This window comes from Gammaproteobacteria bacterium (assembly GCA_009838035.1).
Classification (GTDB): domain Bacteria; phylum Pseudomonadota; class Gammaproteobacteria; order Steroidobacterales; family Foliamicaceae; genus Foliamicus.
The window spans coordinates 129,803-154,357 of sequence record VXSK01000028.1; the positions used below are offsets into that span (position 1 = coordinate 129,803).

The following is a 24,555-nucleotide window of genomic DNA, read 5'->3' on the forward strand; positions in this document are numbered from 1 at the left end:
GAGGGACCCGATTGGCCAGTCTGACGCTGAAGAACGTCTGCAAGTCCTATGATGATGTTGAAGTCATCCGGGACGTTACCGTGTCGGTGCCCAGGGGCACGTTTCTGGTGCTTGTGGGACCATCCGGTTGCGGCAAGTCCACACTGCTGCGGATGATTGCCGGGCTGGAACCGGTAACCGGCGGCGAAATCAGCATCAATGACCGGGTCGTCAACGATGTTCCGCCCAAGGAGCGGGACGTCGCGATGGTATTCCAGTCGTACGCGCTGTACCCGCACCTCAGCGTGGCGGAAAACATGGCCTTTTCGCTCAGGATGCGGCGCGCCGGGCGGCAGGAGATTGACGAGAAAGTGGGGCGGGCCGCCGAACTGCTCGGCCTTTCCGATTACCTCGACCGGTTGCCGCGGCAATTGTCCGGAGGGCAGTGCCAACGGGTGGCCATGGGCCGGGCGATCGTGCGTAATCCGGCGATTTTCCTGTTCGACGAGCCGCTTTCCAATCTGGACGCCAAGTTGCGCGGTCAGATGAGGACGGAATTGCGCGAGCTGCACCGCGAGATCGGCAACACGACGGTTTATGTAACGCATGATCAACTGGAAGCCATGACCATGGCCGACCGGATCCTGGTGCTCAACGAAGGCCGCACGGAGCAGATCGGGGAGCCGATGGAACTCTATGACCGGCCCGCCAACCTGTTCGTCGCCCAATTCATCGGCACGCAGGGAATGAATATATTCGAAGGCCGAATCGACGGTAACTGCTTCGTGTCCGGCGCCAACGGCAGGATCCCGCTTCCGGCCTGGGCCGATCGGCACAGCGGCCGGGAGGTCATGCTGGGTATCCGGCCGAAGCATTTCGAGTTCGTCGACGATGGCGGCGAAGGGATCGGCGCCACGGTGGCGGGCGCCGAAATCACCGGGGCCGAGGTCTTCCTGGATCTGCGGTTCGGCGGACAAACGTTCAACGCGAGCTATCGGGACCCGCTGCCCGGGACTGTCGGATCGTCAATGTCGCGAAGCTCCGCAAGGTTCAGGCGCGGCGATCGGATCCATGTGGCGCCCCGGCGGATCCACCTGTTCGACGCCGCCACCGGCAACAGGATCTAGCCACGAGACTGGTGTTTGGAGGAAGCGCAACATGCAGCGAATGGGATGGATCATCCGCATACGGCCGGAGAAAATCGCCGAGTACAAGGCGCTTCACGCCAACGCCTGGCCCGGGGTGCTGGAGAAGATCCGGCAATGCAACATTCGCAACTACAGCATCTTCCTGCGCGAACCGGAAAACCTGCTGTTCGGGTACTTCGAGTATCACGGGAACGATTTCGAGGCGGACATGGCCAGAATGGACCGCGACGAGGAAACCCGGCGCTGGTGGAAACTCACCGATCCCTGCCAGGAAGGGCTGGAAACCCGCGCGGAAGGCGAGTGGTGGGCGGCCATGGAGGAGGTATTCCACTGTGATTGAGGCCGCATCCCCGGCGCCGGCAGACCGACGCAACAGAGCGGCGGCGCATCGTGCTGACAGGCCCTGACGTGCTCGCGGACTTGCTCAAGCAGGACGTCGCCTCCGCTTCGGAGGGGTTCGATTTCTATTCCGACAATGCTGCCGGCGTCCACCCGCGGATCCTGGAGGCCCTGGTCGCCTGCAACCGGGGCTTCGTGCCGCCGTACGGAATGGAACGGTTTACGCGGCGCATCGATTCCGCGTTTTCAGAAGTATTCGAACGCGAGTGTTTCGTGTTCCCGGTACCGACCGGTACCGCGGCGAACGGCCTCGCCCTGGGCGCGTTGGCGCCGCCGCACGGATTGATCTTCGCGCACCGCAATGCGCATATCGTCACCACGGAATGCGGCGCCCCGGAGTTTTTCACACTGGGGGCCCGGCTGGCGTTGCTTGAGGGCCCGCACAACAAGCTGGCGGCATCCACGTTCGAGTCCGCGCTGCATGGCCACGCCCGGCGCACCGTGCATCAGCTCCTGCCGGCGGCGGTCAGCCTTACGCAGGCCACGGAACGCGGCACCGTATATGCGCTTGAGGAAATCGCGGCGATCAGCGGCCTGGCGCATGCGGCCGGATTGAAGGTCCACATGGATGGCGCGCGGTTCGCCAACGCCATGGTGAGCCTGGATGCCACGCCGGCGGAAATGTCCTGGAAGGCGGGTGTGGATGCGGTGTCGTTCGGGGCGACCAAGAACGGCACGATGAATGCGGACGCGGTCGTGCTGTTCGACGCGGAACTGGCGGAAAAGGCGCGGTTCATACACAAGCGCGCCGGCTTCCTGCACTCGAAGATGCGCTTCATGTCGGCACAGTTGCTGGCCTACCTGGAAGACGGCTTGTGGGTCGCCAATGCGCGGGCCGCGAACGCCAACGCGGAGCGGCTGGCGGCGGCCCTGGCATCGGTAAAGGGCGTCGAACTGAACGATCCGGTACAGGCGAACGAGCTTTTTCCTCGCCTGCCTGCAGATTTCCAGCGCCGATTGAAGTCCGAGGGCATTCACTTGCGCGATTGGCCCGACGCCAAGGGCGATCTGTTCCGCATCGTGACGTCCTATTGCGACGGAGAAGCCCGAATCGGCGCGTTCGAGAAGGTTTGCCGGGAATTCGGCGGTGGCGAAGCGAACGCAACCCGTAGCGGCGGATGATGGCGCGCGCGGCTTCGGCAACGTTTCGACGCTCGGCGAGGGCAGGCTCGCTTGAGCTTTCGGAAATCGTGCGCATTTCCGAGAAGGCCAGGGCCATGAGGGCCGCGGGCGAGGACGTGCTCAGTTTCGGCACCGGAGAGCCCGATTTTTCGACGCCGCCGCATGTAATCGAGCAGACTTGCGCCGCCATGAGGCAGGGCGCGATCCGCTATCCGCCCACGCAGGGGCTGCCTGAACTGCGCCAGGCCATCTGCGACGATGCCGGGGCGCAAACCGGATTCTCGGCGAACCCGGCGGAAGTGATCGTCTCCACCGGCGCAAAACAGGTCCTGTTCAATGCGTTTCTGGCAACGCTGGATCCGGGCGACGAGGTCATCCTGCCGGCTCCGTACTGGACAAACTACGCGGACATTGTCGGGCTGGTGGGCGGGAAAGCTGTGCGGGTGGATTGCGGCGCGGAACTGACGCTCACGCCGGGACGCCTGCGCAGCGCCATTACGCCGAAGACGAGGTGGCTGGTGCTGAACTCGCCGGGCAATCCGTCGGGAAAGGTGTACTCGCGCGCCGAACTCGAAGCCCTCGCGGAAGTCCTGCGGGAATTTGCGCAGGTTTGGGTGATGGCCGACGAGATTTACCAGCATATTTCCTACGAGCCTTTCTGCTCGTTCCGCGTGGCGGCGCCCGACCTTTCGGACCGCACGCTGATCGTCAACGGCGTATCGAAATCGTACGCCATGATCGGGTGGCGCATCGGATGGGGAATCGGGCCTGTGGAGCTGATCCGCGCGATGGTGGCAGTGCAGGGCCAGTCGACTTCTCCCGCATCCGTCGTGTCCCAGATCGCGGCCCGCGCGGCGCTCTCCGGCCCGCAGGAGCTGCTCGGGGAGCGTTGTGAATCCTTTCGCCGCCGCCGGGACCTGGTGGTGAGCGCGATCAACGCCATTGAAGCGGTGTCATGCCGCGTGCCGGGCGGCGCCTTTTACATATTTCCGGATTGCCGGGCGACCTACGGGCTGAGCGCGCCGGACGGGACGACCATTGCCGACGATTCGGACTACTGCGGTTACATACTCGATTCCGCCAGGGTAGCCATCGTCCCCGGCCGCACCTTCGGGTTGGGAGGTCACTTCCGCCTGTCCTACGCCTACGCGGAGGACGACCTCGTGGAAGGCTGCCGCCGTATCGAGGCGGCGACGGCCGCGCTTGCGCCGTGTTAACAGGCCCCGGGCTACCCCAGCTCCGCCACCGCCTGCAGTTTTCTCATCGCCTCTTCGGGTTCAATGCGGCTGTTGAGCAGGTCAACCGTTACATCGTGCATTGTCTGACCGACCGCCGCCGGCATGGCGTTTTCGATAAACGTCTGAAACCATCCCGATTGGCTGACTTCGTTTGCGGCGGCGCGCAACATCGGATCGGTGACACTGCTTCCCGCGGCCACGTGCACCGGAATGTTCAGTCCGAGTTCGGCAAGCCTCCGCTGGTTGGACCGGTTCGTGAGAAACCTCAGGAATTCCAGGGCTGCATCGGACGACCCCGTGGTGAGCGCCCAGCCGCCTACCGCACCGTAGATGTCCGTTCTGCTGCCTGGCCTGCCGGGCACTACAGGCATGGAAAAGAAACCGATCGTCCCGGTTGCAAGACCAATGCCGTCGGAGGCGTTCTTTTTCTGTTCGCTCGGCGTGGTGGCGCTGTAGGCCATAACCATTGCGGCCTTGCCGTCCCCGAACAGGCCGGTCGCCTTGGGATACTTGGAGGCCGCGAATCCCTGCTGAAAGGAATCCGCCTCCGCCAGCTGCCTGACCATTCCCGCGGCCTCGATCATGCAGGGCATCAGAAAACCCTGGCCCCGGCCCTGCATTGCGTGCCGAAACGCCTCTTTCCCGCATACGCGCGTGGCGGCCATTCCGAAATAGGACCCCACGGTCCAGGGGTCCGCCGGACCCGCCGCGATCGGTGTCACGCCGAACGCCCGCAGCGCGGCAACCGCCTGGAGAAAATCGTCCCAGGTTTCCACCGAACCGGCGTCGATTCCGGCTTGCCGGAACAGGTCCTTGTTGTAATAGAAGTCCACCTTGGTGATGTGGTGCGGCACGCCGATGATGGCGCCGTCGTAGGTGAAGTTGTCCAGCGCGGCGGGCACGAAGCTGTCGGACCAACCGTCGCGCAGCATCTCGGCGCTCAAGTCGCGCACCGCCCCGATATCGTAGAGCTGCTGCAACAGGCCTGCGCCCTGAGTGAACAGGATGTCCGGCTTGGTGGGCGATGCGATCAGGGTCGGCAGCCGCTGGCTCATCCGGGCGAGATACCGGTATTTGACCTCCACGCCCGGATTGCGCGCCTCGAAATCAGCGATGACCTCATCGTAGAAAGCGATGATCCTGGGGTTTCGCTCGGCGAACACCCAGTGGACCGTGGTGGCGCCATCCGCATTCGGCGAGCGCTTGTCGAGGTTGAGGCTCGACCATCCCGCAACCGCGACCAGGGCGCAGAAAACGATGGCGAACCAGGGTTTGCGGATCAAGCCGGCAGTCCTGCGGCCTGTGCCGCGTTATCGCCGCGGAAGTTTCCGGACTTCATATCCGTCATGGTAGCAGTGTCCAGTAGAGTAGCTCGCTCATGACAAGACGAGCGCACGATGGCGGGGTGGCGCTGTTCGAAATTGGAGACCGACACGGAATTCGGGCCGCGATCACCAACTTCGGGGGCCGGGTCGTGGCGTTGATGGCGCCTGATCGGCATGGCGCCATGGCGGACGTTGTCCTTGGTTATGCAAATCTGGAGGGGTACCTGTCCAATCCGGAGCACTACCTGGGCGCCCTGATCGGACGATACGCAAACCGCATAGAAAATTCGCGGTTCGAACTCAGAGGCGTCAGCTACGAGCTGGATCCGAACGAAGGCTGCCATTGCCTGCATGGAGGCAGCCCGGGCTTTCATGGCCGGGTCTGGAATATTGTGGATCACGGCAAACACAGTCTTATTCTGTCCCGCGTTTCGGCAAACGGGGAGGGCGGTTTCCCGGGGACCCTGGAGGTTCAGGCAAAGTATGCGATCGAAGAAGAGACCGTGCTGGTGATCGAACTGACCGCGGTCTCGGACAAGACCACCGTCGTGAACCTGAGCAGCCATATGTACTTCAATCTGGCCGGCGCGCACGCAGGACCGATCACCGATCATCGACTTCAATTGCGCGCCAGCCGTTTCACCCCGGTTGACGAGCAACTGATTCCTACCGGCGAACTCCGCAGCGTGCGGGGCACGCCCATGGACTTTCGCAGTGCGCGGCGTATCGGAGAGGCCATGTTGCAGGACGACGAGCAACTGAGGTTCGGATCGGGCTTCGACCACAATTTCGCCGTGGATTCGCATGATGCAGGCATGCTCAATGCGGTGGCGATGGTTACCGAACCCAAGACGGGCAGGACAATGCAACTGTTTTCGAACCAGCCGGGGGTGCACTTCTACACCGGCAATCACCTGGATGACGCGGGAACAGGCAAGCAGGGCATTGCAATGGAACGGCACCACGGTTTCTGCCTGGAAGCGCAGAACTTTCCCGCGGCGCCGAACCGCGCGGGCTTTCCGAACTGTGTCCTGGAACCCGGCGAGCCCTATCGTTCGGAAATCGTCTACCGGTTCGGCGTTGCCGGCGGGCGCCGGCCATGAGCGGCCGGGACCGAACACCACCGTCGACAGCCGAATCGGCTCGGTGTGCCGAATTGCTGGCACGCATGACCCTTGCGGAGAAGATCGCCCAGTTGTGCGCGATTTGGGTAACGGACCTTCTTGAGGACGGTAGGTTTTCGGAAGAAAAAGCCGGCCAGCACCTTGCCGAAGGCATCGGACAGGTTTCGCGCGTGGCCGGAGTCGGCGGACTGCCGGTTCGCGAGGCGGCCGCCGTCGCCGATGCGATACAGGACTATCTCCGGCACAACACGCGGCTGGGCGTGCCGGCGATTCTTCACGAAGAGTGCCTGTGCGGCTTTCAGGCGCGGGGAACCACGTCCTTCCCCCAGGCCATAGGCCTGGCAAGCGCCTGGAATCCGGACCTGGTGGAGCGGATCGGCGCGGCCATCCGCAAGGAAATGCGGGCCGTGGGAACGCACCAGGCCCTCGGACCGGTGCTCGACCTGGTACGCGACCCGCGATGGGGCCGCTGCGAAGAGACTTTCGGCGAGGACCCGTATCTGGCCGCTTGCATGGGACTGGCTGTCGTTCGCGGCTTGCAGGGCGACGACCTGCGCACCGGCATCGGCGCCACGCTGAAGCATTTCGTGGCCCACGGCTCGTCGGAGGGCGGCCGCAACGAGGCGCCCGTGTCCGCCGGGCCCCGCGAGCTGCGGGACTGTTTCATGGTTCCCTTCGAAAGGGTCGTGAAGGAAACGGAAGTGCTTTCGGTGATGAACGCCTACCACGACATCGACGGCATACCCTGCGCGGGTTCCGCCGAGCTTCTGACGTCGATACTGCGTGAGGAGTGGGGATTCGGCGGAATCGTCGTTTCGGACTACGAGGCCGTGGACCAGCTGCGGCGCATGCATTTCACGGCCGTGGACAAGGCCGAGGCGGCGCGCCAGGCGCTGGAGGCCGGAATCGATGTGGAGCTGCCTGCGGCCGACTGTTTCGGGGAACCGCTTGCGTCCGCGGTGAAGTCGGGCCGGGTAAGCGTGGAATTGATCGATCGCGCCGCAATGCGCGTGCTTGCCGCGAAGGAACGGCTGGGCTTGCTGGATGCTGCCCCCTCCCGGCAACCGTCAGTGGACCTGTCGGTCATCGACAGCGCAAGCCATCGCTCGCTGTCCGCGCGGGCAGCCGGCGAATCCCTGGTATTGCTGAAGAACGATGGGGTGCTGCCATTGGGCGGGAAGCTGGCCTCGCTGGCCGTTATCGGACCGAATGCCCACAGCGTGCGCAATCTGCTGGGCGACTACGCCTTCGAAGCGGCCTATGGCGTTCCGGTGGGGCTGTCCGAAGGGACCAGCATTCTCAAGGGTCTCGAGGACGTTGCCGGACCTGGCATAAGGCTGAATTTCTCCCCGGGCTGCGACATCGGGGGCGAGGACTCAAGCGGGATAGAGCCGGCCGTTCGTGTCGCAGAGCGCTCCGATGCCGTTGTTCTGGCCGTGGGCGGGCGTTCGGGAAGCGAACCCGTATTGCGCGGTTATTCGGAGCATGGCGATACCTCCGGGGAAGGGCGGGACCGCGCGGAGCTGGGCCTTCCCGGCGTGCAGGAGCAACTCGTCCGTGAACTTGCCGCTACCGGTAAACCCATGGTGCTGGTGGTTGTGGACGGCCGTCCGCTGGCGCTGGGAAATGTCGAAAGGCACGCGTCGGCCATACTCTGGTGCTGGCTGCCCGGGAAGCAGGGGGGAGGGCCGATTGCCCGGGCGCTGTTCGGCGCGCTCAATCCCGCGGGCCGACTGCCGGTCACCCTGCCTCGCGAAACGGGCCAGGTCCCGGTGCACTACAACCGCCACTCCGCTTCTTCCAAATGGGACTACATCTTCGGTTCCAACCGCCCGCTTTATCCCTTCGGGCATGGCCTGAGTTACACGCAGTTCGTTTACGGCGGACTGCGGCTGAGCGCGGAGCGGATCGGCCGCGACGAAACTCTCGGCATAGCCTTCGAGGTGCGCAACGCAGGAAGGCGCGATGGCGATGAAGTGGCGCAGCTATACGTGCGTGATGAAATCGCCAGCGTCGTACGGCCGGTTAAGGAACTGAAGCGATTTGCCCGCTTGCACCTGAAGGCCGGCGAGGAAACTACGGTCAAGTTCCGGTTGCCAATCCGGGAGCTGGCCTTTCACGACCGCTCGCTTAACCGGGTGGTCGAGGCCGGTGCGTACGAGATTCAGGTCGGCGCGTCGAGCGAAGACATTTGCCTCAAGGAAAAGTTCAGCGTCGTCTGAAAGGGTATCGGCGTGGGCTACCTGCGCCGCATAGCGTTAACACGCCCTGGTCTTAGTTGGATTTGTTAACTTGCGTTTTGAGATACAGGCGGCGGCATTTCGCCGCGAGCAATCAGGAGACCCTCAACTCTCGCTAAACGGGTCTCAACAGATACCAGTCTTTGGTTGGTATCTGCCCAAGTCATCCAGATTGCGATAAGAAGTGTCACAGTTACCCCGAGCCCGGTGCTGACAATTGTGATCATTTCTTTGTTCATATTGGAAATATACTACAAGGAGACATTAAGGTATTCGTTCGGAATTGGCGAGTTTTTTGGAATTTAGAGAATTCTTCGCGAAGCGAGTTCGTTACTAAGGTAAATGAGCCCGAAAATCAGCGATTGGCCAGCGTCCATGCGGCCGCTGCCAGCACGCGGGTACCCAGGGCAAGGTCGAACGGCTTTGCGTTTTCGGCCTCGTGATGGCTTATTCCGCCCTCGCAGGCGACGAATACCATTCCGGTGGGGCAGATCCTGCCGAGGTGCAGCGAGTCGTGGCCGGCGCCGGACAGCATCAGCGGGCCGGAAGCGTTCATCATGTTTGCGCAGTTTTCCAGCAGGCCGATGATTGAAGGATCGAAGGCTATCGGATCCACTGTCGAGAGCACCCTTACCTCGGTACGGCAAGGGTGCGCCTGAGCCGGGGCCACTTCCCGGATCAGTCCCTCCACCTTGTCCATTACCGCCTTGTCGGGGTGCCGCAGGTCGATGGTCAGGCGCACCTTGTCGGTTACGGTGCCCGGCGAGTTCGGAAAGCTGTCGATCCTGCCGAAGGTCAGTCGCAGGATGTCATCGTCGTCTTTCGTCAAAGACCGCAAGCTCACCATGATCCGGGCGGCGCCATCCAGGGCGTCCTTGCGCAGCGCCTGCGGAGTCGTGCCGGCATGCGCCGTTTCCCCAAGGATCTCGACCTGGATCCTTCTTACGCCCTGGATGCCTTTCACGATGCCGACGGGCAGGCCCGCCTGCTCGAGGATGGGGCCCTGCTCGATATGGATCTCAAGCGACGCGCACGGGCGCACCGAGTGAATCGGACGCAGCTCCGCGCGGGTCGCAGCGATGGAAGCGGCCAGCTCATCGCCCACCCGGGCGCCGTCGACAGTCCGGTTGTCAAGCACCGCGCTCAGTTCGCGGGTGCCGGCAAAGGCGCTGGAGCCGGTGGCTCCGGGTAGGAAGCGGCTGGCCTCTTCGTTGGTCCAGGCGGCGACCTCGATCGGTCTTTCCGGCGTCAGACCCTGTTGACGGATCGATTCCAGCACCTCGAGGCCCGCCAGCACTCCGAACGCCCCGTCGAACTTGCCGCCGGTGGGCTGGCTGTCCAGGTGAGAGCCGACGATAAGGGGGTCCTGCGACGCGGCGGCGCCCGGCATGCGAACGAACAGGTTGGCTGCATCGTCCTGAAAGGCGGAAAAGCCGCGAGCCCGGGCCCATTCAATGACGAAATTCTTCGCTTCGGTATCGAGTTCCGTCAGGGCCTGCCGATTGACGCCGCCGTTCTCGAGGGCCCCGATCTCGGCCAGGCGCATCAGCAGGTCCCAGAGGCGGTCCTGGTCCACGGCGTTGCCTACGGCGGCGGCTTTAGCGTCGGGCCGCAACATCGTCAGACTTCGATCAGGCCGCGCGCGAATTGAGTCAACTGCCCGCACCCCGACTCCGTTACGAAAACCGTTTCGCTGCTCGCCACCAGCGGTTCGCCGGCACGGCGCACGGCCTGCGGCAAGTGAAACACCATTCCCGGCTCCAGGACAGTCTGATCGCCGTCCTGAAGCGTGAGGAAACTGCCCTCGCCCCAGTCCGGCGCAAAATTGATGCCCATCGAATACCCGGCGCGTTTGCGCAGCATGATCCCGTTCCTGTCGGCAATGCGTTTTACCGCCTGGTTGACGCAGTTGGACGTGGTTCCGGGGCGGATCGCCGCCATCGCCGCTTCGAGCATCGCTTCGGCAATCGCCATGTTCTCGATATTACGCTGCGTTGGAGGGCCTACCACCAGGGTCCGGAACAACGCGCCCGCGTACCGGTTCACCGAGCCGGCCACCTCCAGAAAGATATTTTCGCCCGGCACGATCCTCTTCTCGCTGGACCAGACCGAATGCGGCGCGAGCTGCCGGTGTCCGGACATGACGAATATCGGCAATCCCACGTATTCGCATCCGGACGACACCATCGCGTGGTGAATGTGGCCGGCCAGCTCAGCTTCCGTCATGCCGGCCCGGAAATTGTCGATTCCCGCCCGGATACCGATCTCCGCAATTCGGCAGGCCCTGCGTATCTGCTCGATCTCGGCGGGGGACTTCTTCCGCCTCAGCGACTCCACAAGCCAGCCGCTGGGCTCCAACTTCATGTCCGGCAGCCTGTCCGCAAGCTCCCGATTCATGTCGACGGTGAAGAACCAGCCGTGTGTTTCCAGCCCGACCCTGGAACGGGTGAGCTCAAGCCGCTTCAGCGCTTCGACGAGTTCGCCGACAGGCGACTCGTTGTCCTGATAGGCCATCAACTGGTCTTGCCGGAACCAGGATCGTACCGGCAATCCCAGGGCCTCGAGCGCGCGCAGGATGATGACGGGCCTGGATCCCGGCTTTACGATCAGCATTTGCGGGTAGTAATAGCCTGGAGTGTGCCATCCGGAAATGTAATTGATGTTTTCCGGAATATGGATCACCATCGCGTCCAGGCCGCCGGAGAGGATCTTTTCGTTTAGAGCGTCCAGCCTGCCTTCGAATTCCGCCACCGGAAACGCGGGTTCGGGCAGAAATTCCATTGTCGGCTCGTGGTTCATGTTGACGGCCCCGGCGGGCATCGCAGGATATCTACTATCGTACAGTAGATTTACTGGAAATCAAAAATGCCGTTCCGAGCAGTCCGGCGCTCGGCGGACAGGGTTTAGTCCTCGTCTTGGGGCGCGGAAATCCGGCCGGTTTCCTCCGATTCCGAGCGCACCTGCGCATACTCGGGAAGGAAGGCGTTGACCCAAAGGACAACCGTCGTTTCGTCGGAGTTGTTCTTCCACCGATGCATGAGGTGGCTGTGGAAATAGAGCGTGTCCCCGGTCTTCAGCTCGTATTCCTCGTCCGGTTCCAGCCATAGCGAAAGGTGGCCGGACAGCACATAGACGAATTCCTGGCCCTTGTGCGACCAGATGCCGTTGCTGTGCCCGCCGGGGGCGATGTGCGAAATCTCCGCCTCCATGCCGGCCGGCTTCGAGATGATGTCTTCGATGATGATGGACTTGTCCTGGGTGACGAACCTCGGACGTTGGTCCGCAGGTACAAAGCGGCGCTTGGCGGGTGGGAGTTCCTCTCCCTTGAGCGTCGGCAGCGTGGTCCGAAGCGCTTCGCCCAGGCGGAACAGGGCCTCCATGGACACCCCGGTATTGCCGCGTTCCAGGGCGCTGATGAACGAGGGCGACAGGCCGGAGGATTCGGCGGTCTGGACCAGCGTCATCTTGCGCTGCTTGCGCAGCATCCTGAGCTTTTCTCCCAGCTTTTCGTCCACGTAGCTGTCTTCGGCCGAAGGCTCGGGAGATCTGCCGAGCTCGCGGCGGATCGCGGCGGGATTGAGGCGCTCGTTGTAATAGAGCCGGATGACCTTGCGGAGGCGTCGAACGTGCTGTTGGCGGTATACGCGGTGCCGGCCCTTCGTTCTCTCGGGTGTGATCAGGCCTTCCCGTTCCCAGATTCTCAGTATGCCCGGCGAGACGTGGAGCAGTCTTGAAACTTCGCCGATCGAAAGCGCGTATTCCGATTTTGCTACCTTCATGCAGACAGTTCTCGTCTTTGGCGAATGTACCTACCCGAATGCATGACGCGTGCCGGAGCCTTCCCCTAAGCGGCGTGTTCTTCCCGCGCCAATTGTACCGCGAGGTCCATGGTTGCCGCGTTGGCGGCGATGACCGGCAGCCGCAATTCCCGGGACAGCTCCGCCGACATCCGACGATCGCGAACCGCCGTGCAGGGAATGACGATCGCATCGCGGGGAGATGTTCCGGCCGATTGCGCCAGGGCCAGAAAATCTCTCAGACGCAAGGCCCCCACCTCACCGTCGCTGCCCTTGCCGGCATGAGCCTGGCCCACCGCGTCGAAACCGTTTTTCTCCAGGAAGTTGACGAATTCGATCCCGATCTCCGCGTGATACGGAGTCAGAACAAGTAACTTGCGGGCCCTGACCCGCTTCAATGCCGCCACCAGCGCAAGTGACGTAGTGGTTGCGGGAACGTTTCCGGCGGATTTGGAGAGCGCCCTGGCTTGCCGTTCCCCGTAGTTGCCGTCACCCAGGAACGAACCGGATGTGCAAGCCCAAACGATGGCGTGCGGCGCAACATCGGCAGTCTGCGCCGCCGCCTTCGACAGCGATTCGACCGACCCCATGTCCTCGACCATCCGCGCCACCGCGTCCGAATCGCGCGGATCCGCGACGGACTCCGGGTGGACCCGGAACAAATGCGCCTCCGCGCCCCGCCGGGCAGCCATTTCGCATATTTCCCCATCCAGGAGAAAGGTTGAGGGCACCAGCACCGCAATTCGCGCGGCGCCTTCCGAATGGATTGCGGAACCATGTGCAGTGTTCACGACGCTCAAGCGGCTTGCGAATCCGCCTGTATCGCATCGATGACCCGCGCCAGGCCGGTCTCGAGTCGATCCCGGGCGGTTGCGAGAGACAGCCGCACCAGGCCGCGACCGCCCGGGCCGAAAGTCTCTCCGGGCGCCACCGAGACTTGCCGTGATCGCACAAGGCGCTTGGCGAAATCGTAGGTATCCGTGCTGGCGGACGAAATATCCACCATCATGTAAAAGGCGCCGCCCGGCGACCAGGTCCTGATGCCGGTATCCGCGAACATGTCCACGGCGAGGTCCCGGTTGCCGCGGTAGTAGTCGCGCATTACCGCTATGCTGTCCTGGGGGCCCCGAAATGCGGCCTCGGCGGCTTTTTGGGCCACGGAGCAGATCGAGCCGATTACGGGCTGCTGGAGCTTCGCCATGACTTCGATCAGGTCTTGCGGACAGGCCACGTACCCGACGCGCCAGCCGGTCATCGCGTAGGTCTTCGAGCAACTGAAAAGACTGATCACACGCCCATCGCCGTCGAACCGGGCCGCACATGCATGTTCCTCATCGAAAACGAACTCGTCGTAGCACTCGTCGGCAATGACCCAGAGGTCATGGCGCCGGGCGAAATCCACCATTTCGCGAACCAGGCCGGGGCTCATGATCGCGCCCGTCGGGTTCGATGGAGAATTCAGGATGATGCCCCTGGTCCGGTCTCCCACGTACTCGTCGAGTTCGCCGGGGTCCGGCAGAAAGTTCCTCGATGAATCAGCGGGGTAATAACGGATCTTCCCGCCGGCCGACAGGACCATCATTTCCCAGTTGGGCCAGGCGGGATCCGGCAGAAGAATCTCGTCGCCGTGCTCCAGAATCGACAGGCAGGCCGTAAAAAGCCCCGAGGTGGCGCCGCTCACGGCCACGATCCGGTCCGCAGGAACATCCAGGCCATTGACCCGCTGGAGTTTTTCGGAGATTGCCTGGCGCAGGGAAAGCAGACCGACCGGCGGCGTGTACTTTGTAAATCCGTCCCGTGCCGCCTGGCAGGCCGCCTCGACAATATGCGGTGGCGTTGGGAAGTGCGGTTCGCCGAGATCGAGACGCACGCAGTCGGGCGTTCGGGCGGCGAGATTGGCAATTTCCCGAATGCCGCTTTGGGGCATTTCGGCGACGGTCCGGGCAAGCGGTTTCATCGGGGCTTCTTGCAAAATTACTAGTTTACAGTAAGAATTCGAGACAGAACGAAACTTGGGAGAAGGAAGTATGGATCTCGGAATTGCAGCCAAGGTGGCCGTTGTCACGGGTGGCAGCCAGGGGATAGGACGGGCCATTGCCGAGTCGCTGGCCCGCGAAGGCGCACGGGTGGCGGTGGTGGCGCGCACCCGGAGCACACTGGAAAAGGCGGCTGAGGAGATAAGGGCAGCGACCGGGTCGGAGGTGATCGCCTCGCCGGCGGATACCGGGGACGAAGGTTCGGTGCTTGCAATGGCCGAAGATGTCAATGACAGGCTGGGGCCCGCCGAAATACTCGTCAATTGCGCGGCCGCGCCGGCCGGACAGGGCCGCACTCCGCTGGCCTGGGAAGTCACCAGGGATCAGCTGATGGAGCAGATGAACGTCAAGGTCATGGGATACCTGCGATGCGCGCAGGCCCTGCTGCCCCAGATGCGCAGCAAGGGTTGGGGACGGATCATATCGATCAGCGGAATGGGGGCCAGAAAGTCGGGCGACACGGTGGGCAGCATCCGCAACGTGGCCGTCGTTGCAATGACCAAGAACCTGGCCGAGGAGCTTGGGGGCAGCGGAATCACCGCAACGGTGGTGCATCCCGGTTACACCAAAACCGACAAGGTGGCGGCAATGATTGCGCGGCGCGCCGCGGAAGAGGGGAGTTCCGAACAGGAAATCGAGGCAGGACTCGCCTCGGGCAATCTCAACGGCTATCTTCCCACGCCCGAGGATATCGGCGGCGTGGTCGCCTTTCTCGCGTCGCCGCTGTCTCGATGCATCAACGGCGACGTCATCGCCGCGGCGGGCGGCGCCAAGACCGCGATCCATTACTGACTGCGCCGCCATGGGCGCAAGCGGGAGCGCGGTCCGGGTGGGCGCCGACAGTCTGTGCCAATTCGTCTCCGACCTGTTCGTGCACATGGGCTGGAAGCGTAGCGAGGGCGATACCGTCGCCGACCACCTGGTTGTGGCGGATCAGTCCGGGCACCCCTCGCACGGGACCGGCATGCTGGGCACCTACGTGGATTCGTTCCGGGCCGGAGCGATCCGGCCCGGCGCCGAGCCGGCCGACAGGCCCGCCGCTCCCCCGTTTGCCGTGATCGACGCCAATTTCGCGCTTGGACACATTGTTGCGCTCGAGGCCGTCGATCGCGCTGTGGGCATGGTCGGGCAATACGGGGTGGGCATCGTCAACGTTATCCGCGCCCACCACATGGGCCGTATCGGACACTACGCGGAGCGCGCCGCGGACGCCGGAATGATCAGCATGTTCTGGGCCAATGTTTACGGGCGCGCCCCGCTGGTCGCTCCCTTTGGCGGCACGCAGGCGAGGATGGGCACCAATCCCCATTGCATCGGCATACCGCGGGTCGGCCAACCGCCGATACTGCTGGATTTCGCGACCAGCCGCATTCCCCTGGGCAAGGCGCGCGTGGCCCATACCCGCGGCGTCCCGGCGCCCGAAGGATCCCTTCTCGACCACCTCGGCAAAGAAACCCGGAACCCCGCGGTGATGTTCGAAGAGCCCGCCGGGGCGCTGCTGCCCTTTGGCGATCACAAGGGTTACGGGCTAGCCCTGGTGGCCGAATTGCTGTCTTCCGCGCTGGCCGGTGGCGAGACGATCGCGGAACTCGACGACGCGGGCCTGATCGCGAACAATCTCCTGGCGATCGTTCTCGACCCCACGCGCCTGGGACAGGATCCGGAATCGGTCTCGGAGCGTATCGAACGTTATCTTCGCTGGGTCACCGATGTTCCGCTTGCCGAAGGCGTGGACGCAGTTCTTGCTCCCGGAGATCCCGAATTCGACAGCCGCCGGGCGCATGCCGGCAGCGTGGAACTGAGCGCCGGGGGCCTGGCCCGACTCAACGCGGCCGCCGCGGCCGCGGGATTCAGGCCGTTTACTGCATAGGGCCTGCTGAGCAGTCCTGATCGGGCATGGCGCGTTGCAGGCGCGGCATGACGTCATTGATCATGAGATCCAGATTGTGAATCCAGGCGTCGTACTGTTCGATGAAGTCGAAACACATGCCGATCAACGTTCCGAATCCGCCCGTTTCGCGAATCAGTTTCTCGGTCTTCACAGCCACCGTTTGCGGCGATCCGACCAGCCAGATGTGCCGGGCGAGATATTCCGGCGTGATCATGTCGTCCGTATGGCTCGGGTCCGCCTTCGAATACCTGGCCAGGCCGCGCCGAACAATGCCGGGGATCATGTACTCCTCCCAGAAACGCGCCACCTCTCCCGTGGAGGCCAGTTCCACCGCTTCCTCGTCAGTGTCCGCGACGAAAAAAGGAGGCGATACGGCCCAGTCGTCGCGCGAAACGCTGTGGCCGGCTTTCGTAGCCTCGGCTTCATAGGCGTTCCAGTGGCCCGCGAGATAGCCCGCGCCGATGTAGAAGCTCATCGGCCGGAAGCCCAGTCTGCCGGCCAGCGCCAGGGTTCGTGAACTGTCCGATATGCCCGCCATGCCCAGCGGGGGGTGGGGTTTCTGAAACGGCTTGAGGAACGGCCCTTTCTCGAAATCGTCGTAGTCGCGGCGCTTGAATTGCCAGAATTTGCCGTTGTAATCGAAGGCCTTGTCCTCGGTCCAAAGCCGGATCATGATGTCCAACGCCTCCTGCGTCATTTGCGCATTCAGCATGGTGGGCGTGCCGTCTTCGTCGTAACGGATCGAGCCGAGGAGGTCCGCGTCCATGGGGACGGAACCGGCGCCGATGCCGACCATGTACCTTCCCTGCGCGAGGTGGTCCAGGTAGGCAATACGGTGCGCGAGCTCGACCGGATGGTGGTAGGGCAGTACGTGTGCCCCTGGGGCCAGCTTGATCTGTTTCGTCTGCACCAGGGCCTGCGCGATCAGCAGATCCGGCGCGGGCACGGGCTCCCATCCGCAGGCAAAGTGCTCTCCGATCCAGGCCTCGGAGTAGCCGAGCTCGTCGGCGCGGACGATGGTGCTGAGGATGAACTCCTGACCCTGCTTCGGGGTGCGTTCCGGCGCCAGGTGGGGCATGAAGAACAGCCCAAGATTCATGGGACCTTACCCGTGGTAGACAAAATGTCCGGGGGAGAGTATAAAACTTGCTGTATTCTGTCAAGTTTGTTGGAATTTACACGCGCGCCGGACGCGCTGCGCGTTACCTGCCGGGGTAACATTGTTTTTCTTCGGGAAGGCGAACGATGAGGGGAACAACACAACTGCGATGAAGCTCTTGAGATTTGGAGAGTCCGGCGCGGAGCGGCCGGGCCTGTTGGATGAGACCGGTCTAATTCGGGACCTGTCGGCCGTGATTGCCGACCTGGACGGCCCCAACCTGAAACCCGAATCGTTGTCGAAGATCGCGGGCAGCGACGTGAGCGGGCTTCCCGCCGTATCCGGCGACGTGCGCATCGGGCCCAGTGTCGGCAACGTGGGAAAAATCGTCTGCGTCGGGCGGAACTACGTTGAGCACGCCGAGGAGAGCGGCAGCGCCGTGGCCGACGAGCCGGTGATTTTCTTCAAGGCCACCAGCGCGATCAGCGGGCCGTACGACCCGGTCGTCATTCCGCGCGATTCCGCGAAGACCGACTGGGAAGTGGAACTCGGCGTAGTGATCGGCACAAGGGCGTCGTATATTGCCGAAGCCGAAGCCCTGGATCACGTTGCCGGCTACTGCGTCGTCAACGACGTATCCGAGCGGGAATTCCAGCTGGAGCGGCACGGGCAGTGGGTCAAGGGCAAGAGCTGCGACACCTTCGCTCCGATCGGGCCGTGGCTGGTGACGGCGGATGAAGTGCCGGACCCGCAGCGCCTCGACCTGTGGCTGGACGTCAACGGCAGGCGCTGTCAGGACAGCAACACTTCGAAGATGGTGTTCGGAGTGCGCTACCTGGTCAGCTACATCAGCCGCTTCATGACGCTGAACCCGGGCGACGTCATTTCCACGGGCACGCCCTCCGGCGTCGGGCTCGGCCACGATCCGCCCGTCTATCTCAAACCGGGCGACGTTATGGAACTGGGCGTCGAAGACCTGGGGCGACAGCGCCAGGAGCTCGTGTCCCATGCTGGATTAGTCGACCACTGATCGACTTCGGGAGCGGTGAAAACGCCAGGTTCGCGCACAGGGAGGTCTGACTGATGGCCGTTGCGGTTGGGATTGATCTCGGCACCCAGAGCGTCAAGGTTGTCTGCTACGACTTCGTGAATCGGCGCGTGGCCGGCAGCGCCAGCGCGTTCCTCGATCTTCGCCAGGACGGTGAAGGTGTGGCCGAACAGCAAGCGGAGTGGTGGCTGGACGCGCTGCGCGTGGCGTCCCTGCGAGTCGATCCCGCCGTTCGTGGGACGGCGATGGCCGTCGCGGTTTCGGGCCAGCAGCACGGCTTTGTGGCGCTGGACGCAACAGACGCAGTGCTGGCTCCCGTGAAACTGTGGTGCGACACGTCCACGGCGGTGGAATGCGAGGAGATCATGCTTGCTTTCGGCGGCCGCGAAGCCTGCATCGAGCGGGCCGGCAATCCGATTGCGCCGGGCTATACGGCATCCAAACTGCGTTGGCTGAAGAAGGCCAGCCCGGACCTGTATGACCGACTCGACTGCATTCTGTTGCCCCACGACTACCTGAACCTGCATTTGACCGGCGAACGCTGCATGGAAATGGGCGACGCTTCGGGGACCGGCTTTCTCGATGTCCGCCGCAGAGATTGGTCCCGAGACATGCTGCGCGCCATCGATGCGGACCGGGACTTGAGCGACTGCCTTCCGCCCCTGCGCATCGGCAACGAAGCCATCGGCACGCTCCGGACGGAGATTGCCGAAGAGCTGGGCCTGCCCGCCGGAATTCCGGTGGCGATCGGCGGCGGCGACAACATGATGGGAGCGATCGGCACCGGCAACGTGCGCCCGGGCAGTCTGACGATGAGCCTTGGCACCTCGGGCACCGTGTATGCCTATGCCGACCGGCCCGTTGTCGATCCCGAAGGCAATATCGCCGCTTTCTGTTCTTCAACCGGGGGCTGGCTGCCGCTGTTATGCACCATGAACTGCACGGTCAGCACCGAGCTGATGCGCTCGCTGCTCAATGCCGATATTTCGGCTTTTGAGGAACAGGTGGCTGCTGCCGAGCCGGGCGCCGGCGGCGTCATTACGCTGCCCTTCTTCAACGGCGAGCGAACGCCCAACTTGCCGGATGCCAAGGGCTGCATCGTGGGAATCGACAGCCGTAACGCCCGGCCCGAGAACCTGCTGCGGTCCTCCGTCGAAGGTGCGACCTTTGCGCTGAAATTCGGTATCGACGAACTGGCGGGCCTGGGCGTCGATATCGGAGAGATCGTGCTGACCGGCGGCGGGGCAAGAAGCGCCGAGTGGCGGCAGATTGTTGCCGATGTCTGCGAAGCGCCGGTCGTGGTGCTCAGGCAGGATGAAGGCGCGGCCTTCGGGGCGGCGCTTCAGGCGGTGCAGCTCATCGAGACGGGCGCATCGATCGAGGAACTCGTAGATGCCCACCTGGAAATGGACGACGGCCGCAGTTGCGAACCGCGCAACGCGGCCATAAATATTTACAGGGAGTGCTACCGCGAATACAGGCGCGCGGTTGCGGCCTTGACCGCGATCTACGCCTAGGAGACCAGGCAAAGGGGCAAGAACATGAACCGCAGCGTCTTTATCGGCGATCGGGAATATTTCCCGGGTATCGCCAGGATCCAATACGAAGGCCCTGAAACGGACAACCCGCTGGCGTTCAAGACCTACGATCCATCCCGGTTAGTGGGCGGCAAGACCATGGAAGAGCACCTGCGCTTCGCGGTCTGCTATTGGCATACCTTCTGCGCCACCGGGGGAGACCCGTTCGGACCGGGTACCCGCATCCATCCCTGGGCTGAAAAGGGCGATCCGATGGATCGTTCGCGCGAAAGGGTGGACGCGGCGTTCGAGTTCTTTACCAAGCTCAACGTGCCGTTCTGGTGTTTTCACGACTTCGACCTGGCTTTCGAAGGCGCCGGCGTCGCCGACTCCGAGAAAAACCTCGAGCAGATGGTGGGTCTGGCCAGGGAGCGGCAGGACGCGACCGGCATGAAGCTGCTATGGGGCACGGCGAACGTGTTTTCGCATCCGCGCTATATGAACGGCGCATCCACAAATCCGGACTTCGCCGTCGTCGCCTATGCCGCCTCGCAGGTAAAGGCCGCGATCGACGCCACCGTGGAACTCGGAGGAGAGAATTACGTGTTCTGGGGCGGGCGCGAAGGCTATGCGTGCCTGCAGAACACCGACACCAGGCGGGAACTCGAACACATGGCGATGTTCTTGTCCAAGGCGCGCGATTACGGCCGGTCGGTGGGGTTCAGGGGCACGTTCCTGGTCGAACCCAAGCCCATGGAACCGATGAAACACCAGTACGACTTCGATGCCCTCACGGTGATCGGCTTCTTGCGCCAGCACGGACTCGCCGGCGACTTCAAGCTCAATGTCGAGGCCAACCATGCGACGCTGGCGGGGCACGCGTTCGCGCACGACCTGCGTATGGCCGCCGATGCGGGCCTGCTGGGCTCGATAGACGCGAACCGGGGCGATCCGCAAAACGGATGGGACACGGACCAGTTCGCCATGGACCTGTACGACTGCGTGCACGCCATGATGGTGGTGCTCGAATACGGAGGGCTCGGCAACGGTGGCCTCAATTTCGACGCCAGGGTCCGTCGCGAATCCACCGACCTCGAAGACTTGTTCATCGGGCATATCGGCGCCATGGATGCGTTCGCCCGGGGACTGCTGGTTGCCGACAGGGTCCTGGCGGACCCACGGATGTCGGAGCTTCGCTACGGCCGCTACCGGAGTTTCGACTCGGGCGACGGCAAGCGCTTCGAGGACGGCGAGTTGTCGCTGGGCGATCTGCGCGATATCGCCGCAGCGAACGGAGAGCCCCGTCGGCGCAGCGGCAAGCAGGAACTTGTCGAGAACCTGATCAACGACTGCATCGTGACCGCCTGCTGACCGACGTCGCGCAGCGTTAACAAGCTCTAGTTGTTGAGCGTGATGAAGCCGCCGTCGATGGGGATGTTGGCGCCGGTGATGAAGGAGGCGTCGTCGGAACAGAGATAGGCGATCAGCACGGCGATTTCCTCCGGCGTGCCCATGCGCCCGATCGGCTGGCTCTTTTCCAGTTGCGCGAAGATCTCGTCGCGGTTGTCCGGATAGTTTTCGTCCAGGAAATTGTCCACGAACGGCGTGTGGACCCGCGCGGGGGCGACGCAGTTGCAGCGGATACCGTGGTCGATGTAATCCCTGGCTACGGAGTAGGTCATGGTCAGCACAGCTCCCTTGGTCATGGAGTAGGCGAAACGGTCGGCGATGCCCACGCAGGAGGCGATCGAAGCCAGGTTCACGATGACGCCGCTGCGGCGCGCCTTCATCGCGGGAACAATCGCGGCCAGACAGTTGTAGATTCCTTTCACGTTGATGCTGTAGAGCCGGTCGAGGTCCGCCTCGCTGGTGTTTTCCAGGTTCCCGACGTGCGCGATCCCTGCGTTGTTGATCAGGATATCGATCTGTGAATCGTCGAGAATGGCCGCCAACACCTCCGCCACCTCGTTGTGGTCCGCAACATCGCACTTGTGAGCAGCGGCACTGCCGCCGGCCCGGGCGATTTCATCCACTGTCTGCCTGGCGGCGTCAAGGTCAATATCCAGCACCACTACGTGGGCGCCGTCAGCGGCGAGCCGGGCCGAGACGCACCTGCCGATTCCGCTGCCGCCGCCGGTCACGACCGCAGTCCGGTTTTCCAGTTTCCTCGTCATATCAGCGATCCTTCATGCCGTGTCATGGTTCCTGTCCGTCCGTATGCGCTCCGGAAACGGGCGCGTCCGCGCGTAGCAATTCCCGTTCGACCAGTGCCGACCAGAAATTGTCGGGAATCCTCGTGTTGAACAGCGCCAGCGTCTGTTCGATTCGTTCCGGTTTGCCGATGCCGGGAATCACCGAGGCCACCGCAGGATGGGCCAGCGGGAACTGCAGCGCGGCCGCGGCCATCGGGATCCCGAACTCCTCACAGGTGTCCTCGATCTTCGCGACTTTCTCCACCACCCAGCTTGGGGCCGCTTCGTAGTTGTAGTACAGGCGACCCTTGCCGCGAACGCCGGTTGCCAGGATGCCCGAGTTATACGCGCCGCCGATGATGATCGAGCAATTGCGCTGCAGGCACTTGGGCAGAAACGTGTTCAGCGCCTCCTGCTCAAGCAGCGTGTAGCGGCCGGCCAGCAGAAAACAGTCCCAGTCGCCGTGGTCCAGTGCGGCTTCGCAAACCTCGTACTCGTTCACGCCCAGGCCGATTGCCGAAACGGCGCCGCCACTGCGCAACTCGTCCATTGCGCGGTACCCGCCGTCCATCGCGATCGGAAACAGCTCGTCGTTTCTCGCGCCGTGGGTCACTGCGCCAATGTCGTGCATGTAGAGAATGTCGATGCGGTCCAGCCCCAGACGCTGCACGCTGTCCTCGTATGACCGCATGATCCCGTCGTAGCTGTAGTCGTAGAAGATGTCGAACGGCATGGGCGACATGAAGGCATGGCGTTCCTCGGCGTAACCCGACGGTTTCAGCAGCCGCCCCACCTTGGTGGAAAGCACATACTCCCGGCCCCGGAACCTGCGCAGGGCGTCACCCACCCTGCGCTCGCTCAGCCCCTGCCCGTAGTGCGGGGCCGTGTCGTAGTAGCGAAATCCACGCGACCAGGCGGAGTCGAGAATCTGCGTGGCGTGAGCATCCGAAACCGTGTGATAGAGATTGCCGAGCGAGGCACAGCCGAAGCCCAGCGTATCAACGGCAAGGCTCGAGCCGCCCACGCGCCGCTTCTCGAATGCAGCCATCATCCACCTGTGCGCCCAACGCGTGCACGCCACTGGGAGCCGCCGGGATACTCGTAGTCCGCGACGGATTGCTCGCGCATTCTTACGCTGAAGCCGGGCGCGGTGGGCGCCAGATAAGCGCCCTTTCGGACCACGCAGGGGTCCTCGAAGTGCTCGTGGAGATGATCTGCAAACTCGATGACCCGTTCGCCGATTTCTCCCGAAATCATGACGTAGTCGATCATCGATAGATGCTGTACATACTCGCACAGGCCAACACCGCCCGCGTGAGGGCACACGGGCTTGCCGAACTTTGCGGCGAGCAGAAATACGGTAAGTATTTCATTGAGCCCGGCCAGGCGGCATGCGTCGATCTGGACCACGTCGATTGCGTCGCTGGCGATGAACTGTTTGAAGAGGATGCGGTTGGCGCAATGCTCGCCCGTGGCTACCCTGATTTCTCCGATGCCCTCCTTGATCTTCCTGTGGCCCATGATGTCATCGGGACTGGTCGGTTCCTCGATGAACCATGGCTTGTAGGGAGCCAGACGCCGCATCCACTCAATCGCTTCATTCACTTCCCAGGCCTGGTTGGCGTCCACCATGAGGATGACGTCGTTACCAACGGTTTCCCGGATGTTCCTCAAGCGGCGAATATCGTCGTCAACATTCGCTCCGACTTTCAGCTTGATATGGCTGAAACCCTGCTGTACGGCTTCCCGGCATAACCTCCGGATTTTCTCGTCGTCGTAGCCCAGCCAGCCGGCCGAAATCGTGTAGGCGGGGTAGCCGTGGTCCTCGAGGTAGCGAATTCGCCGGTCTCGCGTTGCAATGTTTCTTTCGACGATCGCAAGGGCCTCGTCGCGGGTCAGCACGTCCTCGACGTAGCGCAGGTCCGCGCAGTTCACGAACTCCTCCGGGTCCATTTTCGACAGCAGGCGCCACACCGGCTTGCCCTCGGCGCGGCCCCACATGTCCCACACGGCGTTCACGATTGCGCCGGCGGCCATGTGAACAATGCCTTTCTCCGGTCCGAGCCAGCGGATCTGGCTGTCGGAACGAAGTTCGTTGTAGTATCCGCCGATATCGGTCCGGATATCGTCGAAGTCCTTTCCGATGACCAGGTGGCTCATCGCCTCGACGGTCTTGCAGCAAATATCGTTGCCTCGGCCGATGGTGAAGATCAGGCCGTAGCCCCGATCGCCCTTTTCTGTCTCCAGCGTGATGTACGCAGCGGAGTAGTCCGGATCCTTGTTTGTTGCGTCCGATCCGTCCAGGTGATCGGACGTGGGGAAACGCACGTCGCGAGTCGTCAAACGGACGATCTTATTTGGCATGCTCACTGTTCCTTGCAGTATCCGGCTCACAAAGCT

Annotated in this window: 21 protein-coding genes; 11 read left to right on the forward strand and 10 right to left on the reverse strand. The window is 63.1% G+C overall.

Features of this window, described 5'->3' with window-relative positions; translation table 11 throughout:
- Nucleotides 1–11: 11 nt before the first annotated feature.
- The 4 genes from ugpC (at nucleotide 12) to F4Y72_11595 (ending at nucleotide 3,865) form a co-directional block, all read left to right on the forward strand.
- Nucleotides 12–1,106, forward strand: coding sequence for a sn-glycerol-3-phosphate ABC transporter ATP-binding protein UgpC (gene ugpC / locus F4Y72_11580; GenBank protein MXZ28925.1), 1,095 nt, complete (start codon nucleotides 12–14; stop codon nucleotides 1,104–1,106).
- Between the two features lie 31 nt (nucleotides 1,107–1,137).
- A complete protein-coding gene (locus tag F4Y72_11585; protein ID MXZ28926.1) occupies nucleotides 1,138–1,467 on the forward strand; it encodes an L-rhamnose mutarotase in 330 nt (109 codons plus the stop codon).
- 80 nt (nucleotides 1,468–1,547) lie between these two features.
- Nucleotides 1,548–2,648: a low specificity L-threonine aldolase gene (locus F4Y72_11590; protein MXZ28927.1), complete on the forward strand. Its 1,101-nt coding sequence runs from the start codon at nucleotides 1,548–1,550 to the stop codon at nucleotides 2,646–2,648.
- Nucleotides 2,648–3,865, forward strand: coding sequence for a pyridoxal phosphate-dependent aminotransferase (locus F4Y72_11595; protein MXZ28928.1), 1,218 nt, complete (start codon nucleotides 2,648–2,650; stop codon nucleotides 3,863–3,865). Before F4Y72_11590 ends, F4Y72_11595 begins: the two co-directional genes overlap by 1 nt.
- Before the next feature lie 11 nt (nucleotides 3,866–3,876).
- On the opposite strand, the gene F4Y72_11600 is transcribed toward F4Y72_11595, so the two are convergent.
- Nucleotides 3,877–5,169 (reverse strand): extracellular solute-binding protein, encoded by a 1,293-nt coding sequence (locus tag F4Y72_11600; GenBank protein ID MXZ28929.1) that lies wholly within the window; start codon nucleotides 5,167–5,169, stop codon nucleotides 3,877–3,879.
- A gap of 95 nt (nucleotides 5,170–5,264) precedes the next feature.
- Between F4Y72_11600 and F4Y72_11605 the strand changes: the two genes are divergently transcribed.
- Nucleotides 5,265–6,314 (forward strand): galactose mutarotase, encoded by a 1,050-nt coding sequence (locus tag F4Y72_11605; protein MXZ28930.1) that lies wholly within the window; start codon nucleotides 5,265–5,267, stop codon nucleotides 6,312–6,314.
- A complete protein-coding gene (locus F4Y72_11610; protein ID MXZ28931.1) occupies nucleotides 6,311–8,557 on the forward strand; it encodes a beta-glucosidase in 2,247 nt (748 codons plus the stop codon). Before F4Y72_11605 ends, F4Y72_11610 begins: the two co-directional genes overlap by 4 nt.
- 373 nt (nucleotides 8,558–8,930) lie before the next feature.
- Here F4Y72_11610 and F4Y72_11615 read toward each other — a convergent pair whose 3' ends face one another.
- The 5 genes from F4Y72_11615 to F4Y72_11635 form a co-directional block, all read right to left on the reverse strand.
- Nucleotides 8,931–10,193: a M20 family metallo-hydrolase gene (locus tag F4Y72_11615; GenBank protein MXZ28932.1), complete on the reverse strand. Its 1,263-nt coding sequence runs from the start codon at nucleotides 10,191–10,193 to the stop codon at nucleotides 8,931–8,933.
- Nucleotides 10,194–10,195: 2 nt separating this feature from the next.
- The gene (locus F4Y72_11620; protein MXZ28933.1) at nucleotides 10,196–11,395 is read right to left on the reverse strand and encodes an aminopeptidase P family protein; all 1,200 of its coding nucleotides are present in this window, start codon (nucleotides 11,393–11,395) and stop codon (nucleotides 10,196–10,198) included.
- A gap of 83 nt (nucleotides 11,396–11,478) precedes the next feature.
- On the reverse strand, nucleotides 11,479–12,354 hold the full coding sequence (locus tag F4Y72_11625; GenBank protein MXZ28934.1) for a MerR family transcriptional regulator: 876 nt from the start codon (nucleotides 12,352–12,354) through the stop codon (nucleotides 11,479–11,481).
- 65 nt (nucleotides 12,355–12,419) lie between these two features.
- Nucleotides 12,420–13,163, reverse strand: coding sequence for a hypothetical protein (locus F4Y72_11630; protein MXZ28935.1), 744 nt, complete (start codon nucleotides 13,161–13,163; stop codon nucleotides 12,420–12,422).
- 5 nt (nucleotides 13,164–13,168) lie between these two features.
- Complete coding sequence (locus tag F4Y72_11635; GenBank protein ID MXZ28936.1) at nucleotides 13,169–14,467, reverse strand: aminotransferase class I/II-fold pyridoxal phosphate-dependent enzyme; 1,299 nt, start codon at nucleotides 14,465–14,467, stop codon at nucleotides 13,169–13,171.
- Between F4Y72_11635 and F4Y72_11640 the strand changes: the two genes are divergently transcribed.
- Nucleotides 14,400–15,200 (forward strand): SDR family oxidoreductase, encoded by an 801-nt coding sequence (locus tag F4Y72_11640; GenBank protein MXZ28937.1) that lies wholly within the window; start codon nucleotides 14,400–14,402, stop codon nucleotides 15,198–15,200. The genes F4Y72_11635 and F4Y72_11640 overlap by 68 nt on opposite strands.
- 10 nt (nucleotides 15,201–15,210) lie before the next feature.
- A complete protein-coding gene (locus F4Y72_11645; protein MXZ28938.1) occupies nucleotides 15,211–16,278 on the forward strand; it encodes an Ldh family oxidoreductase in 1,068 nt (355 codons plus the stop codon).
- Here the strand turns inward: F4Y72_11645 and F4Y72_11650 are convergent.
- Nucleotides 16,268–17,398 carry an LLM class flavin-dependent oxidoreductase gene (locus F4Y72_11650; protein MXZ28939.1) on the reverse strand — a complete coding sequence of 377 codons (1,131 nt, stop codon included), beginning with the start codon at nucleotides 17,396–17,398 and terminating at the stop codon, nucleotides 16,268–16,270. The two genes, F4Y72_11645 and F4Y72_11650, sit on opposite strands and share 11 nt — an antisense overlap.
- Before the next feature lie 169 nt (nucleotides 17,399–17,567).
- Here F4Y72_11650 and F4Y72_11655 point away from each other — a divergent pair, with 169 nt between their 5' ends.
- From F4Y72_11655 to xylA, 3 genes are read left to right on the forward strand one after another with little or no spacing between them, the layout of a single operon-like run.
- Complete coding sequence (locus tag F4Y72_11655) at nucleotides 17,568–18,428, forward strand: fumarylacetoacetate hydrolase family protein (GenBank protein ID MXZ28940.1); 861 nt, start codon at nucleotides 17,568–17,570, stop codon at nucleotides 18,426–18,428.
- A gap of 53 nt (nucleotides 18,429–18,481) precedes the next feature.
- On the forward strand, nucleotides 18,482–19,963 hold the full coding sequence (gene xylB, locus F4Y72_11660; protein MXZ28941.1) for a xylulokinase: 1,482 nt from the start codon (nucleotides 18,482–18,484) through the stop codon (nucleotides 19,961–19,963).
- Between the two features lie 24 nt (nucleotides 19,964–19,987).
- On the forward strand, nucleotides 19,988–21,334 hold the full coding sequence (xylA, locus tag F4Y72_11665) for a xylose isomerase (GenBank protein MXZ28942.1): 1,347 nt from the start codon (nucleotides 19,988–19,990) through the stop codon (nucleotides 21,332–21,334).
- A 26-nt stretch (nucleotides 21,335–21,360) separates the two neighbouring features.
- On the opposite strand, the gene F4Y72_11670 is transcribed toward xylA, so the two are convergent.
- Genes F4Y72_11670 through F4Y72_11680 form a run of 3 tightly spaced genes read right to left on the reverse strand, consistent with a single transcriptional unit; the run spans nucleotide 21,361 to nucleotide 24,519 of the window.
- Nucleotides 21,361–22,137, reverse strand: a complete 777-nt coding sequence (locus F4Y72_11670) for an SDR family oxidoreductase (protein ID MXZ28943.1) — start codon at nucleotides 22,135–22,137, stop codon at nucleotides 21,361–21,363.
- Nucleotides 22,138–22,159: 22 nt separating this feature from the next.
- Nucleotides 22,160–23,203: an aldo/keto reductase gene (locus F4Y72_11675; protein MXZ28944.1), complete on the reverse strand. Its 1,044-nt coding sequence runs from the start codon at nucleotides 23,201–23,203 to the stop codon at nucleotides 22,160–22,162.
- Entirely contained in the window at nucleotides 23,203–24,519 is a 1,317-nt protein-coding gene (locus tag F4Y72_11680) for a fuconate dehydratase (protein ID MXZ28945.1), read from the reverse strand. Before F4Y72_11680 ends, F4Y72_11675 begins: the two co-directional genes overlap by 1 nt.
- Nucleotides 24,520–24,555 lie beyond the last annotated feature (36 nt).